Here is a 19131-nt window from a genome sequence, read left to right as displayed (position 1 = left end):
TATGGAAGAGAAAATAAATGAGTCAACACCACAGCGCCCCGAGGGAGAGCGTACCGTGAATGCTCCGCTGGTGGCAATAGATCTCCCTCGGTTCATGGAACAGATCAAGAACGAGCCTGCATGGCTAAACGGACCGCGGAACGCTATTACGGTGTTCAAGTCAGAACGCCTACGCATCGTATTGATTGCGCTACATGATGGATCCGATCTACCCACCCATACAGCCGACGGCACAATCAGCGTCCAGGTATTGGAAGGCAGTATTCGATTTGGAACCGCCGAAGAATCGGTGCAATTAGACAAAGGCCAGATGGTCACTTTACATGAAAGAATACCACACAATGTACTCGCGTTGAAAGAAAGCCTGTTTCTGCTTACGCTAGCACCGGCCGTCAAATCAGTATAGCACAGGCATCACAAGGCACATAAAAAGAAAGCCCCGAAACGGGGAGAATCGGGCCTTTCAAACTAACCAATTATAAACCTAAATTATGAAAAGACAATTTTACAACTTTAATTGACCAATTACTGTGCCGCAATCAGCAGTGTATGTCAGAATTTTGTAAATCTCTATCGAGGAGCGAACAGCTAAGGTACAGCGAGCAACAAAGCGCGAAAATTAAAATTACTGGACAACCATAAATTATAACTACCTTTACGGGCAATTAATTATTTTTATTCATTTTTTATTCAAAATGCCATGCAAGAAGGCAAAGTAAAATTTTTCAATGAGACCAAAGGTTTCGGTTTCATCACCCCTAACGACGGCGGTAAGGAAGTTTTCGTTCACACGTCGGGATTGAAAGACCGCATCCGTGAGAATGACGAAGTTTCATTTGAAGTCGCTCAAGGCCAAAAAGGGCCCAACGCAGTAAATGTCAAATTGATTTAAATTCATTTTTCAGATATTGTACAGGAACCATCCGGCGGTTGTCACCGGATGGTTTTTTTGTAGTTTATGCTTAATACCCCCTTAATGTCCAAAACCAGCTTTAATAGCATCAACAAGCCTTTTGCCTCCACGCTTCGTAAACGCGTGAGCGATTATTTCAAGACACAGCAACTTGCCAGCACTGGCAACAGCAGGCTCTACATTAAAAGCATTACATTGGTAACCACGGCTATTTCACTTTACATTATTTTGCTCGTGCTTACTATGCCGGTATGGCTCTCCTGCTTACTATGCATATTGCTTGGTATTAATTTTGCCGCCATCGGATTCAACATCATGCACGAGGGCGGGCACCAAAGTTTCTCCAAAAACAAGCTATTGAATACCATATCAGCCTATACATTGAACATGCTCGGCGGCACCATCTATTTCTGGAAACAGAAACACAATATCAACCACCACACCTATACTAATATAGACGGCCTGGACCACGACATCGATGTTAAATTCATGCGTATGCATACCGATCAGCCCCACCGGTGGTTTCATCGCTTTCAGTTTGCCTATTGGTTTATTTTATATGGTATTTCCTATATTGCGTGGGTATTGTTCCAGGATTTCGAAAAATATTTTTCGGGCAAGATGGGCCAACAGGCCGAACGGAAAACCATGCCTCTACGCGAACATCTTATCTTCTGGGCTACAAAGGCTACTTATATCGCGGTTTACCTCGTTATTCCTGTTATTTCCGTCGGTTGGTTTCCGGCATTGATTGGCTGGCTTATCGCCGGTGTCTCCTGTGGTCTCTTTTTAGCGATTGTTTTCCAGCTTGCACACGTGGTGGAGGCTACCCAGTTTCCTGTAGCCAATGAGGATAGCGGCAAGATTGAACAAGAGTGGATGGTACATCAACTGAGTACCACCGCCAATTTCGCTACCGGCAGCCGCACCGTATCCTGGCTACTCGGTGGGCTTAACTTCCAAGTGGAACATCACTTATTTCCCCGTATTAGTCACGTGCACTATCCCGCCATCAACAAATTGGTAAAGGCTACCTGTAAAGAATTCGGCGTAACCTATCTGGAACATCGAACGATGGGCGCGGCGTTTATTTCCCATCTCCGGCATATTTACCGGCTCGGGCGTGCTTAGTACCTATGGACAAGGAGAACATCACTATAAAACCGGCTCTCCTCGCCGCTTGCAGGGAATATATTGAACAGCGGATAGCGAATGCACGGGAAGCAATTGCAGCAGCAAGTGATGCCGTGGCAGCGGATACGAAAAGCAGTGCTGGCGACAAATTTGAAACTACCCGCGAGATGATGCAGCAGGAATTGAACCGGCACCAGCAGCTTCTGACCGACGCTTCACGAATGGAACAATCACTGAATCAACTGGATATAGGGATTCACAAGGAGTCGGTACGAGCGGGAAGTTTGGTAATCACAAGCGAGGGTAATTTTTTCATTGCCATCAGTATCGGTCGCATACAAATCAACGGCACATCCTATTGGATTATTTCGCCGGTATCACCCCTGGGCCAACGGCTTATTGGGACGAAGGTGGGCCAACCTATTGCTTTTAATGGCAAAACTTATCATATCACCGAAATTTCATAATCAACGGCCGGGAGATAAAATACCGTCAGCAACAAGTCAAAAGCCACGGACCACGGGCAGGGTCTGTGCTAGTGAACCATCATAGGGTCGCTCATCAAGGCATCACCCGTTGTATCGTTGTCGTATCCAGCGGGCTTATCGAGTCACGCAGGATTTTGGCTTCTTCGAAATGCCTTTTCAGCATCGGCAGTGTCTCCGCTGCAAATGCCTGCAGCTCAACGTTACGCACATCAGATACGGCATCTTCGAATAGCGATACAATCTGATCATGATCTTTTACCATGATATCGATGTATTCTTCTTCAAAAGCATCGCCTGTTTTATCCCGAAGCTTCCGTTGCTCGCCTACACGTTGCTCACTGATAACCGGTGGCAGCGTGATGTTGAAACTCGTTGCAATTGACCTGAGCTTGTCATTTACCTTTTGATGGTCAGTGGCCATCTGCTGTGCGAAATCCTTCAGGCGCTGGTCAGATGCCGTCTCCCGGGCCAACTTACCCAATTCGATTTCTGCTAGACTGGCATCCGCCGCCTTAACGGCAAAGTCCGCATCCTGCTCACTCACCATCGCCGACGTATCGTTCACGGTCTGTGCCTGCTCAATACTGTCGTCCGCCCCTCGCCGATTCGTGTTATGGCACGCGGCTACCGCCACTATTATTGTGGCTATCATCCCTATAAATTGCAAAAGTTTCATAACACCTCCATTTAATTATCCATGTCATCTTTACCCTGTAAAAGCAACTCATATATTGCGCCATTCAATAAAGCGGGGCAACCTTCATCCATATCGATTACTTTGCCATGCATGTTGTACTAAAAACCCGACGGATTGTTGGTAGAACAGGAAAAACTGAAAATATTTAAAACATTTCTCGCCGTCGAAGTGTGTTCCCTTATAACGAAACATAAAAAACACCCTTTTACATTTATATCATGAAAGACATGAAAAATTCAGCAAAAATTATCTGGGCTTCTCCTCCATCGCTCACACGTGACGGCATCATCCTACTCTTGGATCAAGAGCCCGGTTTCACTTTTGCAGAGATCGTTTCCACACGGGAGGATATAGTGAATGCAATCACTGCAGGACCTACTGCCGACCTGCTGATAGTTGATCATCTTTTCTTTAATGACCAGCATCTTCTTGCGTCACTAAAAGACATCGTTCCCTCAATAAAAATCCTCGTGCTATCGGGCATCAAGTACGACGAAGACATCCTTGGTTTGATGAAAGCGGGTGCAGACGGCTATATTGTGAACGAGGCCGACAAAGATGAACTCGTTTTTGCCATTAGGCATATCTTGGCGGGTAATACCTATATATGCACGGCCCTCTATCTTCAGGTCCTGGAATCGATTGCTGCGCTGGGAATTGAACAAAAAGGGGCTGCTTTAGCGTTTTCCGTGCGGGAAGAGCAGATTCTCAAACTCATCCTGGAAGGCTATTCCAATCAAGAAATTGCCTACCAGCTATTCACTAATAAGCGTACCATTTTGAAATACCGGGAGAGTTTACTCCAAAAAACCGGTGCTCCCGATATCGGCACGGTAATCCGAATGGCTCTTCAACAGGGCGTATTGAATTGATTAGAAATTTAAACAATAACGTTTTGGAAAGCACAGAAAATATTTTTGAAATCGAAGTAAACGATGGCCAGCTTGTAAAGACGTTGCATGTGCGGCCGGAACAAACGACCGATGGTATCTCGATTTATCATTGTTATTCGGCCGACGGTGCCTTGGTCTGCGAATTACGCCAGGAAACATCGGGCGAATGGGTGCAACTCTGGGGCAGCTTCCCGGCCGATTCTGTGGAGCAAATGGGCAACGCAATTGCGTCCCAGTCACGCTAGCGGAGTCCTTGGTATGGAAAAATAAAATGTTGATCCCTCACCTATTCGGCTGTTTACTCCTATGCGACCACCGTGCCGCTCTACGATTTCTTTGCTCAAATATAAGCCGAGCCCCAGCCCGGTCATTTTGGAGGTACCCTCCACTTGGTAAAACCGGGTGAAAACCTTGTCTTTCTCATCGGGTGTCAGCCCCATCCCCTCATCGATAACCTGCACACTCACCTCACGTGCCGACGACTCCAGCACTACGTGTACCTGATGCGCATCCGGCGAGTACTTTATTGCGTTAGTAATCAAATTAATAATTACCTGCTCCATACGCTGCCGATCGGCTTTTACCATATAGTCGCCGCGAATATTGTTCACAAACACGGTGTGCGTCTGGCTACTGAAATGGAATGTCTCCACCACATCTAATATCATTTCATTCATCTCAAAAGTCTCGAAATGGAAGCTCAGCTTATCCGCCTCAATTTTCGATATATCCAGCAATTCAGCAATCAAAGAATTGATCCGTTCCAACTGCTTAAGTGCTTTGGTCAGAAAGCGACGTCCCACTTGATCGATCTCCGACCGTTCCAATATCTGCAGGTAGCCTTTGGTGGTTGTAAGCGGCGTTTTTAACTCGTGGCTAGCCAACGCTATAAATTCATTTTTCCGCAGGTTCAAGGCATTTACCTTTTCGAATAACCGGGCATTTTCTAAAGTAACAGCAACCAGCGACACGATGCTGTGTATGATATCTTCGTCAGCAGCATTGAAAATATCAGTTTGCGCGTAGCCAAAAAACATTGCCCCTATCAATAATTTATCTGTGGACCGAATAGGAATGGCCAAGCTATGCCGAATTGCCGGTGCTCCGGCACGCTCGCAAGGCTCAAACAATGCCCGGATATAAGGCGAGGCCGGTACATCGTCAAATTTTATCGCGCTTTCACCGCCAAAAATGGTATGGATCAATCCTTCTTCCACACGTAAGTTACTGAAATCACCTTTCAGGGCTGCTATTGCCGCTACCGATGCAGAAAGCTTGGATTGCCCCTGGTCATCAGATACCCGATAAAAGCAAATGCCTACATCTGCCGCAATAAGATGTGTAGTAGAATCGATAACTGTTTGAATGAGCGACGGGGTGTCTGATTTTTCCGAGATGATTTTGCCTAACGCGTGTAATGTTTCTAACTTCTTTGCATGGAATTGTATGGCTTGCTCCCGACGGACTTTGTCGGAAATATCACGGGCAATTTTGGAAGCACCGATAATTTGCCCGGCTTTGTTACGCATGGGTGAAATAGTAAGTGAAATAGGTATTTCTTTGCCGGCCTTAGTGACACGAATAGTCTGGTAATGGTCTACCGTATGGCCCGCCTTAATCTCGCTTATAATGGTAGCCTCCTCATTTTGAAGATAAGGAGGAATAAGCATATTGATTGATTTCCCAATAATCTCCGCTTCGCGATATCCGAATATCCGCTCTGCCCCGTGGTTCCAGCTCATGACAATACCATCGAGGTTTTTACTAACGATAGCATCGTCTGATGATTGTACAATCTCTGTCAAGATTGTCTGTTTTTCCTCGTATTGCCTGTGTTCGGTAATATCAACGAGCGTGTTATATGAGCCTATCAACTCGCCTTTATCGGTCCGCATAGGTTTGGGGAAGGCTAACACGACTCGGCGCTCCCCATTCGGGCGGACAATGATTAGCTCCTCTCCGCATAATTCAACCTGCCCACGCATAGCCCTGGAAATCGGCATGACCTCCCATGGCATTGGTTTACCATCGGTGTAAAAGGTAGAAACAGCACCCGTCCACTTCTCCTTCCCAATTTCCGGATGACGTCCCCAAAGCAGTGCTGCGGCTTCATTGTACGCAATGATATAACCATTCTCATCACATATATAACTAGCCACGGGCGATGCTAAAAAAAGCTCTTTATAGATACGGTTATCAACCCCAACACGTGATTTTTTCATCTTTTAGGTACCTTCCTAACCCAAAGGGCATCAGTCATTTTCGCTTTTCACCAGACAATTAACGAAATTACGATTGTTTTATCACAATGCGACAAAACATTTAAATCAATCACTTGTATATTGACTAGGCAGCTATTCGCCAGGCAAACACGGATACGTTGGATTGGAAACGGATTTTTCTATCTGAACTGGATGGTCATTTCGTCTTTGAGATTGCCTTCCGTACCGTATTCATGTTTATCGTCGTGCTCGTTATCCTCCGTTTATCCGGCAAACGGGGTGTTCGGCAACTCTCCATATTTGAGTTGGCGATCATCCTCACATTGGGATCGGCAGCCGGCGACGCCATGTTTTACAAAGACGTAGCACTACTAGCTACCGTCCTGGTATGTATCACAGCCATCAGTGTATATCGCCTCATCACATGGCTAATGACTAAAAGCAGTCGTTTCGAAAAATTGCTGGAGGGCCACCCCGTTTATATCATCGAAGACAGTGTAATGGTGATCAAAGAAGGGCGAAAAGACAGTCTTTCTAAAGACGAATTCTTTGCTGAACTGCGCGAAAAAGGGGTAGAGCACTTGGGACAGGTACGTGCGGCCATCTTGGAAACCGAAGGAAATCTAAGCGTCTTTTTTTATGCCGACGAGGACGTCAAATATGGCTTACCCATTCTTCCACATGCTTATAATAAATATTCAGATACAATTACCGAAGCAGGCTTATATGCCTGTATCATCTGCGGTACATTAAACCGGTTGACACCCGGCCATCACCAATGCAAGCGCTGCCAGCATGACGAATGGGTAAGCGCTATCAATACCAAGCGAGTGGGCTGACAATGTAACAAAAATTAAAAATACTTGAACTTTTCCCAAACAAAATCGAACCCAATAGGTTATTAACACTACCAGTACAAAAGACAGTCCATTGATAGAAAAACGGTAACATAATTACTATGAAGAAACGGCTACCTGCTTTGTTGTTTCGTTAAGTTCTCTTGATGATTCTTCTCCTATCACGAGCCTCCGCCAGAATGTGCTTGTCAGCAGGATGGGAACTGAAATCGGTCACTGAAAACGGAGCGTAAGCACGTAATAAACGATAAATTCTGTAGTTATGGATAAGATTGAATTTAACACCAAGGTCGTACAAGAAGTAAATTCGTTAAACAGCTATGCACTTTACTTTACACGCGATGAAGAAAATGCGCACGATCTCGTGCAAGACACCATGTTAAAGGCGTTTTCATATTACAATAAATTCAAAGCGGGCACCAATCTTCAGGCTTGGCTGTATACAATACTCAAAAACACCTTCATCAACTATTACCGGAGGAACGTTAAAGCGAATTCCATCATCAGCAAATCTGACACCATATCGTCTGCAGACCTGTATAGAAGTTCACTGCGTAACGGTGCTGAGGGCAAATTCGTGATGGACGATATCGAGCATGCATTGTCTGCACTATCTGAAGAGTACTATACCCCTTTCTCCATGTATTACGAAGGGTTTAAATACCATGAAATCGCTGAACATTTCAACATCCCTATCGGCACGGTAAAAACCCGTATCCACGTAGCACGGCAACAGCTTAAGAAGAAATTGAAACCCTACCGCCCCGCCGCACACTGATTCAATTTTTCAGTTTTAATTGGTGTTTTGAGTTCATTGGAAAAATCGAAGGCTGAGATTCTTGAAAATCCCTTCCATATTTTTTTACTATCTTCGTCGCTCGATAACCTATTCGGTTACCGAAGCGGATCAGCTAGATTTAAGTACAAAAAATGCAGAAAGAATTGGACAGCCCTATCTTACGGGTCGGAATAGTTGGCTACGGGAATTTAGGCAAGGGTGTGGCATCAGCCATACAGCAAAACCCGGACATGGAATTGGTGGCCGTATTTACCCGGCGATCGCCGGAAGGACTGGCAGATGTTAGAAACGCAGTTTCATATTCGAAGATAGCCGACTATAAAGGTCATATCGATGTAATGATTCTCTGTGGGGGGTCTTCGACGGATCTTCCCGAACAGGTGCTGTCTGTCTCCAAACATTTCAACACCGTCGACAGTTTCGATACACATGCTAAAATCCCTGCCTATTTCTCCGCAGTGGATAAAACCGCGACAAGCGCAAATACACTGTCACTGATATCGACCGGTTGGGACCCAGGGCTGTTCTCATTGTCCCGGCTGCTAGGGCAAAGTATATTACCCCAAGGCGAAGAATACACTTTTTGGGGCGAAGGTTTGAGCCAAGGCCATTCCGACGCAGTGCGGCGGGTGGTCGGCGTGAAAAACGGAGTACAGTACACCATTCCGATGGAGAGCGCCATTCAAAAGGTACGTGCCGGCGAAACGCCAAGCCTTACAACAGCCGAACGCCATCGGCGGGTTTGCTATGTGGTAGCACAGGAAGGGGCCGATTTGGCAAAAATCGAGAAAGATATCAAGAACATGCCCCACTACTTCGAGCCCTACGATACGACAGTGCATTTCATCAGCGAAGAAGAGTTACTGGAAAACCACTCGGGCATGCCCCATGGTGGAACGGTATTCCGATCGGGCATTACCGGCAAGGGTTCCCGGCAGCGGATTGAGTTCAGCCTGGCTCTGGAAAGCAATCCTGAATTTACGGCGAGCGTACTGGTCGCATATGCAAGGGCGGTAGGCCGGTTGGCCAAAGAAGGGCAAACGGGTGCAAGGACGGTATTCGACATACCCTTAGGATATTTGTCGCCAAAATCTGCCGAAGAGCTGAGGCAAGCATTGCTGTAATTCAAGTCCAACCATGTATCCCACGCTATTGGCAACGCATTCATTGGTCAGGTGGCTCGTGTTGGCCGCACTGCTCGTTGCTATTGGCTGTGCCTATAACGGCTGGTACACTAACAGGAAGTTCTCCCGATTTGACAATGCGGTGCGGCAGTGGACGGCAACCATCGCCCATATCCAGCTTATATTAGGCTTGTGGCTCTACGTCATCAGCCCGTTCGCTAATCAGTTCCTGAAAGATTTCAACAATTCGGTCCACCAGCGGGATCTCCGCTTTTTTGGTATGGAGCATAGCTTGATGATGTTTATCGCTATTGCACTGGTTACCGTAGGCGCCGTGACAACGAAACGAAAACCGGTAGACAACGACAAGTTTAGGGCCATGGCGATTTGGTATACCATCGCCTTACTGATTATCGTGGCATCGATTCCTTGGGTTTTTTCACCATTCACAAGCCGGCCGAACTTCCGCCCCTTCTTTTAAAACCGATCTGCCGCCCCATCGGATCATTGAAAAATACCAGACCCGGCAGATAGCGGAAGGCAATATTTAGTATCTTTGGTACATTTAAGGCAATGGATAGATTATTCATAAAGAATATGGTGTGCAATCGTTGTGTCATGGCAGTGCAGAACGAATTGGACAAGCTGGGCGTGAACGTTAAGCATATAAAATTAGGGGAGGTCACACTTGACAAGCAGTTGTCCAAGGCCGAAAGGGACACGTTGGACAACGCCCTGACGAACCTTGGGTTTGAACTCATCGATGACAGGAAAAGCCGCATCATCGAACAGATTAAAACAGCGGTGATCAACCTGGTACATTATCAGCAAGACCATAAAAAACATAACTTGTCAGATATACTCAGTAAAGAACTCCATCATGACTATAGTTACCTATCCAACTTATTTTCCGAAGTAGAAGGCGTAACCATTGAAAAATACTTCATCGCCCAAAAAATCGAAAAAGTCAAGGAGTTGTTGGTATACGGTGAGTTGACATTAAGCGAGATTGCCAATATGCTCAACTATTCCAGCGTAGCTTACCTCAGCAACCAATTCAAAAAGGTGACCGGGCTCACGCCAAGCCACTTCAAAAAAATCAAGGAAGACAAACGGAAACCATTAGATCAGGTTTAGAGAACAGGGGTACATCCACCGAATCTTACAAAGATTTTCCATAATTACGTAACAAAGGCCGGAGTTATTATGGACATCTTTGTACAATCGAAAAACGAATCGAACTATGGCAGCAACAAGCAATAAAGAACCCGATTACAGCACGACCACCGTTAGAAGTACGTTCCCGGTGCTGGGCATGACCTGCGCATCGTGTGCCAGCAGTGCCGAAAGCACTGTAAAGCACGAGCCGGGAGTCGTCAATGCCTCCGTCAACTTTGCAACAGGAAACCTCCTCGTTGAATACCTGCCCGGCATGACAGACGCATCAACATTGAAGAAAGCCGTGCAAGCTGTTGGATACGATTTATTGGTAGAAGACGAATCGACACAGCAGGACACCCTGGATGCGATCAACGCGCGGAACTTTCAAAAGCTCAAGAACAAAACGATTTGGGCAATCATCCTATCCTTGCCTGTAGTTATTATCGGTATGTTCTTCATGGACATACCCTACGGAAACGAAATCATGTGGCTATTTACCACACCCGTGGTGTTATGGCTGGGCAGGGATTTCTATATCAATGCGTGGAAACAAGCCAAGCATCGGTCAGCCAACATGGACACATTGGTCGCCCTGAGTACGGGTATCGCGTATATATTCAGTGTGTTCAATATGCTGTTTGCCGATTTCTGGCACCAGCGGGGTTTGGAAGCGCACGTATATTTCGAAGCTGCAGCCGTCATCATCGCATTCATACTCCTGGGAAAGTTACTGGAAGAAAGAGCAAAAGGCAACACGTCCTCGGCTATCAAAAAGCTGATGGGTCTACAACCCAAAACAGTGACCTTGATACTGCCCGATGGTAGGGAAAAGCAAGCTGCCATCGAGGATGTCCACGTAGGTGATGTGATTTTAGTCAAACCGGGCGAACAGATTGCGGTGGACGGCATGGTTATATCGGGGAGCTCGTACGTAGATGAAAGCATGCTAAGCGGCGAACCGGTGCCTGTTTTGAAAAATGAAAACGAAAAGGTATTTTCCGGCACCATCAATCAGAAGGGCAGCTTCCGGTTCAAAGCCGTGAAGGTAGGCAAGGAAACCATGCTCGCACAAATCATCAAAACGGTACAGGATGCACAGGGTAGTAAAGCGCCGGTACAGAAATTGGTGGACAAGATAGCGGGTATCTTCGTTCCCGTCGTAATCGGTATCGCTATCCTCACGTTTGTGCTGTGGGTGATCCTAGGCGGTGACCATGGGGTGGTACACGGTCTGTTAGCAGCTATCACGGTGCTGGTCATTGCCTGCCCCTGTGCTTTGGGACTAGCCACACCGACGGCCATCATGGTCGGTGTGGGCAAAGGCGCGGAACATGGGATACTCATCAAAGACGCCGAAAGCCTGGAATTGGCGAAGAAAATAGATGCTGTGGTATTGGACAAAACCGGAACCATCACCGAGGGCAGACCAGAAGTAACAGGCGTCAAATGGCTGTACCAAGACGACACCGTAAAACAAATCCTGTTCAGCCTCGAAAAACAATCCGAGCACCCGTTGGCTGAGGCGGTAACAAACCACTTAGAAGGGATAAAAACCGTAGGCTTGACAGCATTTGAGAGTATTACAGGCACAGGTGCAGCAGCGGCGCACGAAGGCGAAACCTATTATGCCGGCAACAAAAGACTGCTCACCGAAAACAATGTTTCCATTGCCACCGAACTGCAACAGCGGGCCGACGAATGGGCGCTGCAATCTAAAACGGTTATTTGGTTCGCCAACAGTACCGAAGCGCTGGCAGTATTGGCCATTTCTGACAGGATAAAAGAGACTTCTGTATCGGCTATCGAACAGATGCAGGCCATGGGTATCGATCTTTACATGCTCACAGGCGACAACGAAGCCACTGCCAAAGCCATTGCACAGCAAACGGGCATAGCACATTACAAGGCAGAAGTATTGCCGCAACACAAAGCTGATTTTGTGAAGGGGTTGCAACGCCAAGGCAAAACCGTGGCTATGGTTGGCGACGGGATAAACGATAGTACAGCACTGGCTACTGCCGATGTAAGCATTGCCATGGGTAAGGGCAGCGACATTGCCATGGATGTGGCAAAAATGACTATCATATCGTCCGACCTCACGAAAATCCCGCAGGCGATACGCCTATCTAGGCAGACGGTAGCCACCATCAAACAGAATCTTTTCTGGGCATTTATTTATAACCTCATCGGCATACCCATAGCCGCAGGCATACTATACCCGATAAACGGCTTTCTACTCAATCCGATGATAGCTGGAGCAGCCATGGCATTGAGTAGCGTAAGTGTGGTGAGCAACAGCCTGCGATTGAAATGGAAAAAAATAGATTATTCAATAAAAAAAGTAAATTCAAGCAAAATGGACAATAATAATCCGAATTTTAAATTCAAGACAAACATTAATTGTGGGGGCTGCATCGCCGCCGTAACGCCACACCTCGATCGGTTAGACGGTGTTATCCGCTGGGAGGTAGACACCGACAATAAAGATAAAATATTGACGGTAGTATCTGGCGGAGCTTCCGAGCAGCAGATTATAGAGACGGTGCAGCACGCCGGTTTCAATATCGAAGCGATTTAGCAGCGATCATAACTCCCCTCGCGCCATCCGCCCCTGGGCCCGGCAAAAAAACAGGGCGAGTTTGAGGTTTTCAAGCGTCCTGATGCGTGATACCTCCTGCACTTTGCCGTCGGCTACACTATCCACGTCTGTACTTTCCGAAAGGGATTCACGTTGCGGACCACGGCTCAGCTGTGGTCCGTAATTTACTTTTGCTCTTTTCATCGTATCTATATTTCTGACAACAATCACTTCCTTGGATAATGGTCGTTTACAACATCAATAACATCGTATATCTCAAAAGGCTTCCGGATATAAGCGTTGGCTCCACAGTGCGCTGCAATGTTATCTATCTCGTGGGCTGCGGAAATCATAACAATCGGTATATCTGCCGTTTCTGAATTAGCGCGCAGCTCTTTACAAAGGCTGCTTCCCCAGCACCAGCTTAGTCCTTCGTCCATTAATATGAGACCAATATCATTGCTTTTTAAAAGCTTGTACAATGATTTACCACTATCGGTAAGGACTTCACAATCCTCAAACTGCATAATCTCCATGACGATATCCGCCATATCCGGATCATCTTCGATGTACAAAATTTTTCTCCTCATAAGGCACCTATCATGGTCAATTATTCAGTTGATAAATCACATTATTTTAAGTCTACTCAATAACGCTAGCCAGTGTTACTATCATAACGTTACGTATTCAAAAAGATTGTATCCCAAGGTCTGTCACAACCTTTTCTCTCGCTATCGCTATATCCCAGTGACTGTTACGTTTGTGCCTTCACTGTAAACGACAATTGACAACGTCGAATGTTTGAAAAAACTGAAACCGGCAGAGCCCATGATCGTTACAACTTTAAGTTGTATGCTGAACACATGATGCCATGGTTATTTCGTATTTCGTACTCCAAATAGTTACCTTTGCCCAAAAGCAAGTATATGACGTTATCTCCACTGACCGCAATCTCTCCCATAGATGGCCGCTACCGCCGTACGACCGAAGAGCTCGCTGCTTATTTTTCCGAGTATGCACTGATCAAATACCGTGTTTTCATAGAGGTTGAATATTTCATCGCTCTATGTGAAAGCGGGATACCACAGCTGAAACATTTTGACGGAAGCCTCAACAAAAAGCTCCGTGGTATTTATGCCGATTTTGATTTGGAAGACGCGCAGTGGATTAAAGATAAGGAAAAAGAGACCAATCATGATGTAAAAGCAGTAGAATACTTCCTTAAAGACCGGTTTGAAGCCCTCGGGCTGACAAAGTCCCTCGAATTCATCCATTTTGGGCTGACTTCCCAAGACATCAATAACACCGCCATACCCTATGCTTGGAAGGAAGCACTTTCTAAGATTTACCTCCCCGCATTGAAAGCACTTATTACGGCTTTAGAACAGCGGGCCACCGAATGGAACGATATCCCGATGCTTGCCCGCACCCATGGCCAGCCTGCTTCCCCTACCCGTCTGGGAAAGGAAATCAGGGTATTCACCGAACGGTTGACCAACCAGGTGCAGCTGCTCGAACACCTCCCCCACGCCGCGAAGTTCGGGGGTGCTACCGGCAATTTCAACGCACACCGCGTAGCCTACCCCGACATGGACTGGATTACATTCGGCAATGATTTTGTCAACAGTACGCTGGGATTGAACCGCTCACAGACCACTACCCAGATCGAGCACTATGATTACTTCGCGGCACAATGCGATGCGATGAAACGCATCAACACTATTTTAATCGACCTGTGCCGTGATATTTGGACGTATATCTCGATGGATTACTTCAAACAGAAAATCACTGCAGGGCAAATCGGTTCGTCGGCTATGCCACATAAGGTCAACCCGATAGATTTTGAAAACGCCGAGGGGAATCTGGGCATAGCCAATGCTTTACTGGAGCACCTGGCTGCCAAACTTCCCGTATCACGCCTGCAGCGCGACCTCACGGACTCCACGGTGCTCCGTAATACCGGGGTGCCGATGGCCCATGCGCTTATCGCAATTAAGTCGGCCGCAAGGGGCCTCCAGAAGCTCATTCTCAACGAAGCAGCGTTGAGAAATGATTTGGAGCAAAACTGGGCGGTGGTGGCCGAGGCTATCCAGACCATCTTACGGCGTGAAGGCTACCCCAAACCTTACGAAGCATTAAAGGCGCTCACCCGAACCAATGAGGCGGTAACACAAGACACCATTGCCGCATTTGTGGAAACATTGAATGTGAACGAAGAAATCAAAACGGAGCTGAAGTCGATAACACCATGGAACTATACCGGCATATAATGTTTGACGATACGCTGACCCTGATTTCTGGGAAATATTGATACTTTTGTAAAAATGATGAAGAAATGGCAACGATAAACGTATATACCGAATACACCCCTAACCCCGCAACAATGAAGTTTTTGGTCAACAAGCTGTTGATCAACGGGAGTCTGGATTATCCTGACCGCGAAAAAGCACAGGAATCACCGTTCGCCCGAGAACTCTTCAAGTTTAATTTCGTAAATGGCGTATTTTTCGCCAGCAATTTCGTAACCATCACCAAAACAGAAGATGCCGAGTGGGAAGACATCGAAGCGATTTTGAAAGACTTCGTAAAAGGTGCCGTAGAGTCTGAGCTGCAGGTGAAAGAGGTACCTCACGACGAAGAGGTAACCTTCGAGGGAACAGAAACGGAAATCAAAATCCAGCAAATCTTGCATGATTACGTTCGGCCTGCCGTGGAACAAGATGGTGGGGCGATTAGCTACATCGCATTCGAAGAGGGACGGGTACTGGTGGAGCTGCGTGGATCCTGCAGCGGTTGCCCGTCATCGATGATTACCCTCAAGGCAGGCATAGAGGGGTTGCTTAAACGAATGGTTCCCGAAGTAGAAGAAGTCGTAGCTGAAGCCATGTAATGAAGGTTCTCAAATGGCAGCTGGCCTTGATATTATTGCTTGCCGCAGCCTGCGGAGGAACGTCTAACCAGGCAGACCAACAATCTGTTGACCAAGAAGAAGCGACAGCTGACTCCCGGTCGGAGACAGAAACAAAGAATATTCTTTTTTTTGGCAATAGCCTTACCGCTGGATATGGGCTTGAGAGCCAAAATCTGGCATTCCCCGGCATTATCCAGCAATGGCTCGACTCGTTACAGCTCGCCTACCGGGTAATCAACGGTGGGCTAAGCGGAGAAACATCGGCGGCCGGAAAGGAACGTATCGACTGGCTGCTGCGCGAACAGATAGATATCTTTGTATTGGAGTTGGGCGCCAATGACGGGCTCCGGGGAATACCTACCGAGGAGACCAGCAGAAACTTACAGGAGATCATTGATAAAGTAAAAGCAAAATACCCCGATTGCCGGATGGTGCTTACGGGTATGATGGTACCACCTAGTATGGGGGGCGACTACGGAAAAGCCTTCACTGCAATTTTCCCTACATTGGCCGAGGAAAACAACATGGCATTCGTACCCTTCCTATTAGCCGGTGTAGCTGGAGAGCCTGAACTGAACCAGCGGGACGGTATCCATCCCACCGAAGAAGGCCATCGCATCATAGCCAACGAAGTATGGGAGGTACTACAGCCACTGCTTTGATAAGGACTGCTGCCAACGTTGGAGCCAAATGAATGCGAAAGTAAAAACCCACCAAGCAAATCACAATGAATTTGATAATTAATCCTTAACTTTAGCCCCAAAATCGTTAATAACCACTTTATAATGAGCGAAGAAATCATCAAATTAGAACGAATTGCATCACAAGTACGGCGAGATATCGTCCGCATGGTCCACGCCTGCCAATCGGGACACCCTGGGGGGTCATTGGGCTGCACAGATTTTTTTGTAGCCCTATACTTTAGTGCTATGGAGCGGAAACCCGGATTCGACATCGACGGCATTGGCGAAGATTTATTCTTCCTATCCAACGGACACATCTCTCCGGTATTTTACAGTACATTGGCCCGCTCAGGCTATTTCGATGTGAGTGAGCTAGCCACCTTCCGGAAGATCAATTCCCGTCTACAGGGGCACCCTACCACGCACGAGGGACTGCCTGGCATAAGAATCGCTTCAGGGTCGTTGGGACAAGGCCTTTCCGTTGCCATCGGAGCAGCACGCGCCAAAAAACTCAACAACGACAACCACCTCGTATATGTGCTGATGGGCGATGGCGAACAGCAGGAAGGGCAAATCTGGGAAGCTGCCCTTTACGCCCCCTTTAATAAAGTAGACAACCTGATCGCTACCATTGATTACAATGGCCAGCAAATCGATGGCGCGACCGACCAAGTGCTATCACTGGGCAACCTCCGGGCAAAATGGGAAGCTTTTGGGTGGGACGTGCTCGAAATGAATGGTAATGTGATGAGCGAAGTATTATCCGGATTGGCCGAAGCCAAATCACGGACAGGAAAGGGAAAGCCGGTGTTGATTCTTATGAAAACCGAAATGGGCAATGGCGTAGACTTCATGATGGGCTCCCACAAATGGCATGGCGTAGCACCTAATGACGAACAGCTCGCATCCGCACTCTCCCAATTGGAGGAAACATTAGGAGATTATTAGATTAGACACTAGACATTAGACACTAGACATTAGACACTAGACATTAGACACTAGACATTAGACATTAGACATTAGACACTATTAAATACAACGAGTCAAATGCTTCTTATCCAAGTCTCATATCTCATATCTAACGTCTCATATCTAATGTCTCATATCTCATATCTTAAAAAAAGCAATGAAAAAATACACATATACAGATAAAAAAGATACCCGCTCTGGATTTGGTGCGGGGCTATTAGAAGTAGGTCGAAAAAACGACAACGTCGTGGCACTTTGTGCGGATTTGGTTGGCTCACTCAAGATGAACGACTTCATCAAGGAGTTTCCTGAACGCTTTTTCCAAATAGGTATCGCCGAAGCGAACATGATGGGCATAGCTGCAGGGCTTACCATCGGCGGTAAAATCCCCTATACCGGCACGTTCGCCAATTTTTCCACTGGCCGTGTTTATGACCAAATCCGCCAATCCATCGCCTACTCCAATAAGAATGTCAAAATCTGTGCATCGCATGCAGGCTTAACGTTGGGTGAAGACGGCGCCACCCACCAAATTCTGGAAGATATTGGCCTGATGAAGATGCTTCCGGGGATGACCGTAATCAACCCATGTGATTATAACCAAACAAAAGCGGCAACTATCGCTATCGCCGACCACGATGGTCCGGTATACCTACGTTTTGGGCGCCCTGTGGTACCCATCTTTACCGATGCCGACCAGAAGTTCGAAATCGGTAAAGCGTGGATGGTAAATGAAGGTGCCGATGTCAGTATCTTTGCTACGGGGCACCTCGTATGGGAAGCCATACAAGCCGGCGAGCAATTGGCTGAGCTGGGTATCGATGCGGAGATTATCAACATCCACACGATTAAGCCTTTGGACGAAGAAGCGGTATTGAAATCAGCAGCAAAAACCCGATGTGTGGTTACTGCCGAAGAACATAACCGGCTAGGTGGCCTCGGCGACAGCATTGCACAGGTATTGGCAAAAAATAACCCGACACCCCAAGAGTACGTAGCAGTGAATGACAGCTTTGGCGAAAGCGGGACACCCGCACAACTGATGGAAAAATACGGACTTAATGCCGCTAATATTGTGGCTGCCGTACAGCGCGTGATCAAACGTAAATAAAGCGTTAACCACGGAACGCCGCACAGTACGATATGGAGGACGCTCAAATACTAGCGAACTTTGCCGACAAAAGCACGCGCGACGAGGCATTTGGGCAGCTGCTGAAAAAGTACCAGCAAAAGATCTATTGGCATGTGCGGCGTTTGGTTATTGATCATGATGATGCCGACGATCTGGTCCAGGAGATATTCATTAAAGTATGGAAGAACCTGGAAAACTTCAGGGAAGATGCGCAGCTGTATACATGGCTATACCGCATAGCCACCAATGAATGCATCACGTTCCTGAATAGGAAAAAGCAAAGGCAACAGGTCTCGCTTGACGATGATAGCTCTGCTTACCTAGCTGATACGCTAACGGATACCAGTTATTTCAACGGCGATCAAGCGCAATTGAAGCTGCAGCAAGCCCTGCTCACATTGCCCGAGAAACAACGCATCGTATTTAACATGAAATATTTCGATGATCTAAAATACGAAGAGATATCAGCTATGCTGGGCACCAGTGTGGGTGCGCTGAAAGCGTCCTATCATTTGGCGGTAAAGAAGATAGCCCATTTTTTTGAGGAAAACGATTAAACCTTCGCGTAAC

Annotated in this window: 22 protein-coding genes; 18 read left to right on the top strand and 4 right to left on the bottom strand. The window is 46.9% G+C overall.

Annotated features, from left to right (window positions below; genetic code table 11):
* Position 1: 1 nt before the first annotated feature.
* From NGM62_RS01915 to NGM62_RS01900, 4 genes are all read left to right on the top strand, one after another.
* Positions 2-406: a cupin domain-containing protein gene (locus NGM62_RS01915; protein ID WP_262245497.1), complete on the top strand. Its 405-nt coding sequence runs from the start codon at positions 2-4 to the stop codon at positions 404-406.
* A 294-nt stretch (positions 407-700) separates the two neighbouring features.
* A complete protein-coding gene (locus NGM62_RS01910; protein WP_262245496.1) occupies positions 701-892 on the top strand; it encodes a cold-shock protein in 192 nt (63 codons plus the stop codon).
* Positions 893-976: 84 nt separating this feature from the next.
* Positions 977-2044 (top strand): fatty acid desaturase family protein, encoded by a 1068-nt coding sequence (locus tag NGM62_RS01905; RefSeq protein WP_262245495.1) that lies wholly within the window; start codon positions 977-979, stop codon positions 2042-2044.
* Positions 2045-2049: 5 nt separating this feature from the next.
* On the top strand, positions 2050-2514 hold the full coding sequence (locus tag NGM62_RS01900; protein ID WP_262245494.1) for a GreA/GreB family elongation factor: 465 nt from the start codon (positions 2050-2052) through the stop codon (positions 2512-2514).
* Positions 2515-2608: 94 nt separating this feature from the next.
* Here the strand turns inward: NGM62_RS01900 and NGM62_RS01895 are convergent, their stop codons facing one another.
* Positions 2609-3187: a DUF4142 domain-containing protein gene (locus NGM62_RS01895; protein ID WP_262245493.1), complete on the bottom strand. Its 579-nt coding sequence runs from the start codon at positions 3185-3187 to the stop codon at positions 2609-2611.
* Between the two features lie 263 nt (positions 3188-3450).
* On the opposite strand from NGM62_RS01895, the gene NGM62_RS01890 reads away from it, so the two are divergent.
* Together NGM62_RS01890 and NGM62_RS01885 are read left to right on the top strand one after the other, a co-directional pair.
* Positions 3451-4104, top strand: a complete 654-nt coding sequence (locus NGM62_RS01890) for a LuxR C-terminal-related transcriptional regulator (RefSeq protein ID WP_262245492.1) — start codon at positions 3451-3453, stop codon at positions 4102-4104.
* Between the two features lie 23 nt (positions 4105-4127).
* Entirely contained in the window at positions 4128-4370 is a 243-nt protein-coding gene (locus NGM62_RS01885; RefSeq protein WP_262245491.1) for a hypothetical protein, read from the top strand.
* Here the strand turns inward: NGM62_RS01885 and NGM62_RS01880 are convergent.
* Entirely contained in the window at positions 4362-6347 is a 1986-nt protein-coding gene (locus NGM62_RS01880) for a sensor histidine kinase (protein ID WP_262245490.1), read from the bottom strand. The two genes, NGM62_RS01885 and NGM62_RS01880, sit on opposite strands and share 9 nt — an antisense overlap.
* A 158-nt stretch (positions 6348-6505) precedes the next feature.
* On the opposite strand from NGM62_RS01880, the gene NGM62_RS01875 reads away from it, so the two are divergent.
* From NGM62_RS01875 to NGM62_RS01850, 6 genes are all read left to right on the top strand, one after another.
* Positions 6506-7186, top strand: a complete 681-nt coding sequence (locus NGM62_RS01875; protein ID WP_262245489.1) for a DUF421 domain-containing protein — start codon at positions 6506-6508, stop codon at positions 7184-7186.
* Positions 7187-7466: 280 nt separating this feature from the next.
* Positions 7467-7982 carry a sigma-70 family RNA polymerase sigma factor gene (locus NGM62_RS01870; protein WP_262245488.1) on the top strand — a complete coding sequence of 172 codons (516 nt, stop codon included), beginning with the start codon at positions 7467-7469 and terminating at the stop codon, positions 7980-7982.
* A gap of 152 nt (positions 7983-8134) precedes the next feature.
* Positions 8135-9127 (top strand): diaminopimelate dehydrogenase, encoded by a 993-nt coding sequence (locus NGM62_RS01865; protein WP_262245487.1) that lies wholly within the window; start codon positions 8135-8137, stop codon positions 9125-9127.
* 13 nt (positions 9128-9140) lie between these two features.
* On the top strand, positions 9141-9608 hold the full coding sequence (locus NGM62_RS01860; RefSeq protein WP_262245486.1) for a hypothetical protein: 468 nt from the start codon (positions 9141-9143) through the stop codon (positions 9606-9608).
* Between the two features lie 137 nt (positions 9609-9745).
* A complete protein-coding gene (locus tag NGM62_RS01855) occupies positions 9746-10264 on the top strand; it encodes a helix-turn-helix domain-containing protein (protein ID WP_449301299.1) in 519 nt (172 codons plus the stop codon).
* Between the two features lie 106 nt (positions 10265-10370).
* Positions 10371-12866, top strand: coding sequence for a heavy metal translocating P-type ATPase (locus NGM62_RS01850; protein ID WP_262245484.1), 2496 nt, complete (start codon positions 10371-10373; stop codon positions 12864-12866).
* A 6-nt stretch (positions 12867-12872) separates the two neighbouring features.
* On the opposite strand, the gene NGM62_RS01845 is transcribed toward NGM62_RS01850, so the two are convergent.
* Together NGM62_RS01845 and NGM62_RS01840 are read right to left on the bottom strand one after the other, a co-directional pair.
* Entirely contained in the window at positions 12873-13070 is a 198-nt protein-coding gene (locus NGM62_RS01845) for a hypothetical protein (protein WP_262245483.1), read from the bottom strand.
* A 23-nt stretch (positions 13071-13093) separates the two neighbouring features.
* Positions 13094-13456 carry a response regulator gene (locus NGM62_RS01840; RefSeq protein ID WP_262245482.1) on the bottom strand — a complete coding sequence of 121 codons (363 nt, stop codon included), beginning with the start codon at positions 13454-13456 and terminating at the stop codon, positions 13094-13096.
* A 336-nt stretch (positions 13457-13792) separates the two neighbouring features.
* Between NGM62_RS01840 and purB the strand changes: the two genes are divergently transcribed.
* The 6 genes from purB (at position 13793) to NGM62_RS01805 (ending at position 19118) form a co-directional block, all read left to right on the top strand.
* A complete protein-coding gene (purB, locus tag NGM62_RS01835; protein WP_262245481.1) occupies positions 13793-15136 on the top strand; it encodes an adenylosuccinate lyase in 1344 nt (447 codons plus the stop codon).
* Between the two features lie 65 nt (positions 15137-15201).
* Entirely contained in the window at positions 15202-15756 is a 555-nt protein-coding gene (locus NGM62_RS22110; RefSeq protein ID WP_315975845.1) for a NifU family protein, read from the top strand.
* Positions 15756-16439: an arylesterase gene (locus NGM62_RS01820; protein WP_262245480.1), complete on the top strand. Its 684-nt coding sequence runs from the start codon at positions 15756-15758 to the stop codon at positions 16437-16439. Before NGM62_RS22110 ends, NGM62_RS01820 begins: the two co-directional genes overlap by 1 nt.
* 123 nt (positions 16440-16562) lie before the next feature.
* Positions 16563-17408 (top strand): transketolase, encoded by an 846-nt coding sequence (locus NGM62_RS01815; protein ID WP_262245479.1) that lies wholly within the window; start codon positions 16563-16565, stop codon positions 17406-17408.
* A gap of 178 nt (positions 17409-17586) precedes the next feature.
* A complete protein-coding gene (locus NGM62_RS01810) occupies positions 17587-18540 on the top strand; it encodes a transketolase family protein (protein WP_262245478.1) in 954 nt (317 codons plus the stop codon).
* A 32-nt stretch (positions 18541-18572) separates the two neighbouring features.
* Positions 18573-19118 carry an RNA polymerase sigma factor gene (locus tag NGM62_RS01805; protein WP_262245477.1) on the top strand — a complete coding sequence of 182 codons (546 nt, stop codon included), beginning with the start codon at positions 18573-18575 and terminating at the stop codon, positions 19116-19118.
* The last annotated feature ends 13 nt before the right edge of the window (positions 19119-19131 follow it).

The sequence above is a fragment of the Parapedobacter soli genome (assembly GCF_025460835.1).
Taxonomy (GTDB): Bacteria; Bacteroidota; Bacteroidia; order Sphingobacteriales; family Sphingobacteriaceae; genus Parapedobacter; species Parapedobacter soli.
This window is presented reverse-complemented; position numbering and strand designations above follow the sequence as displayed.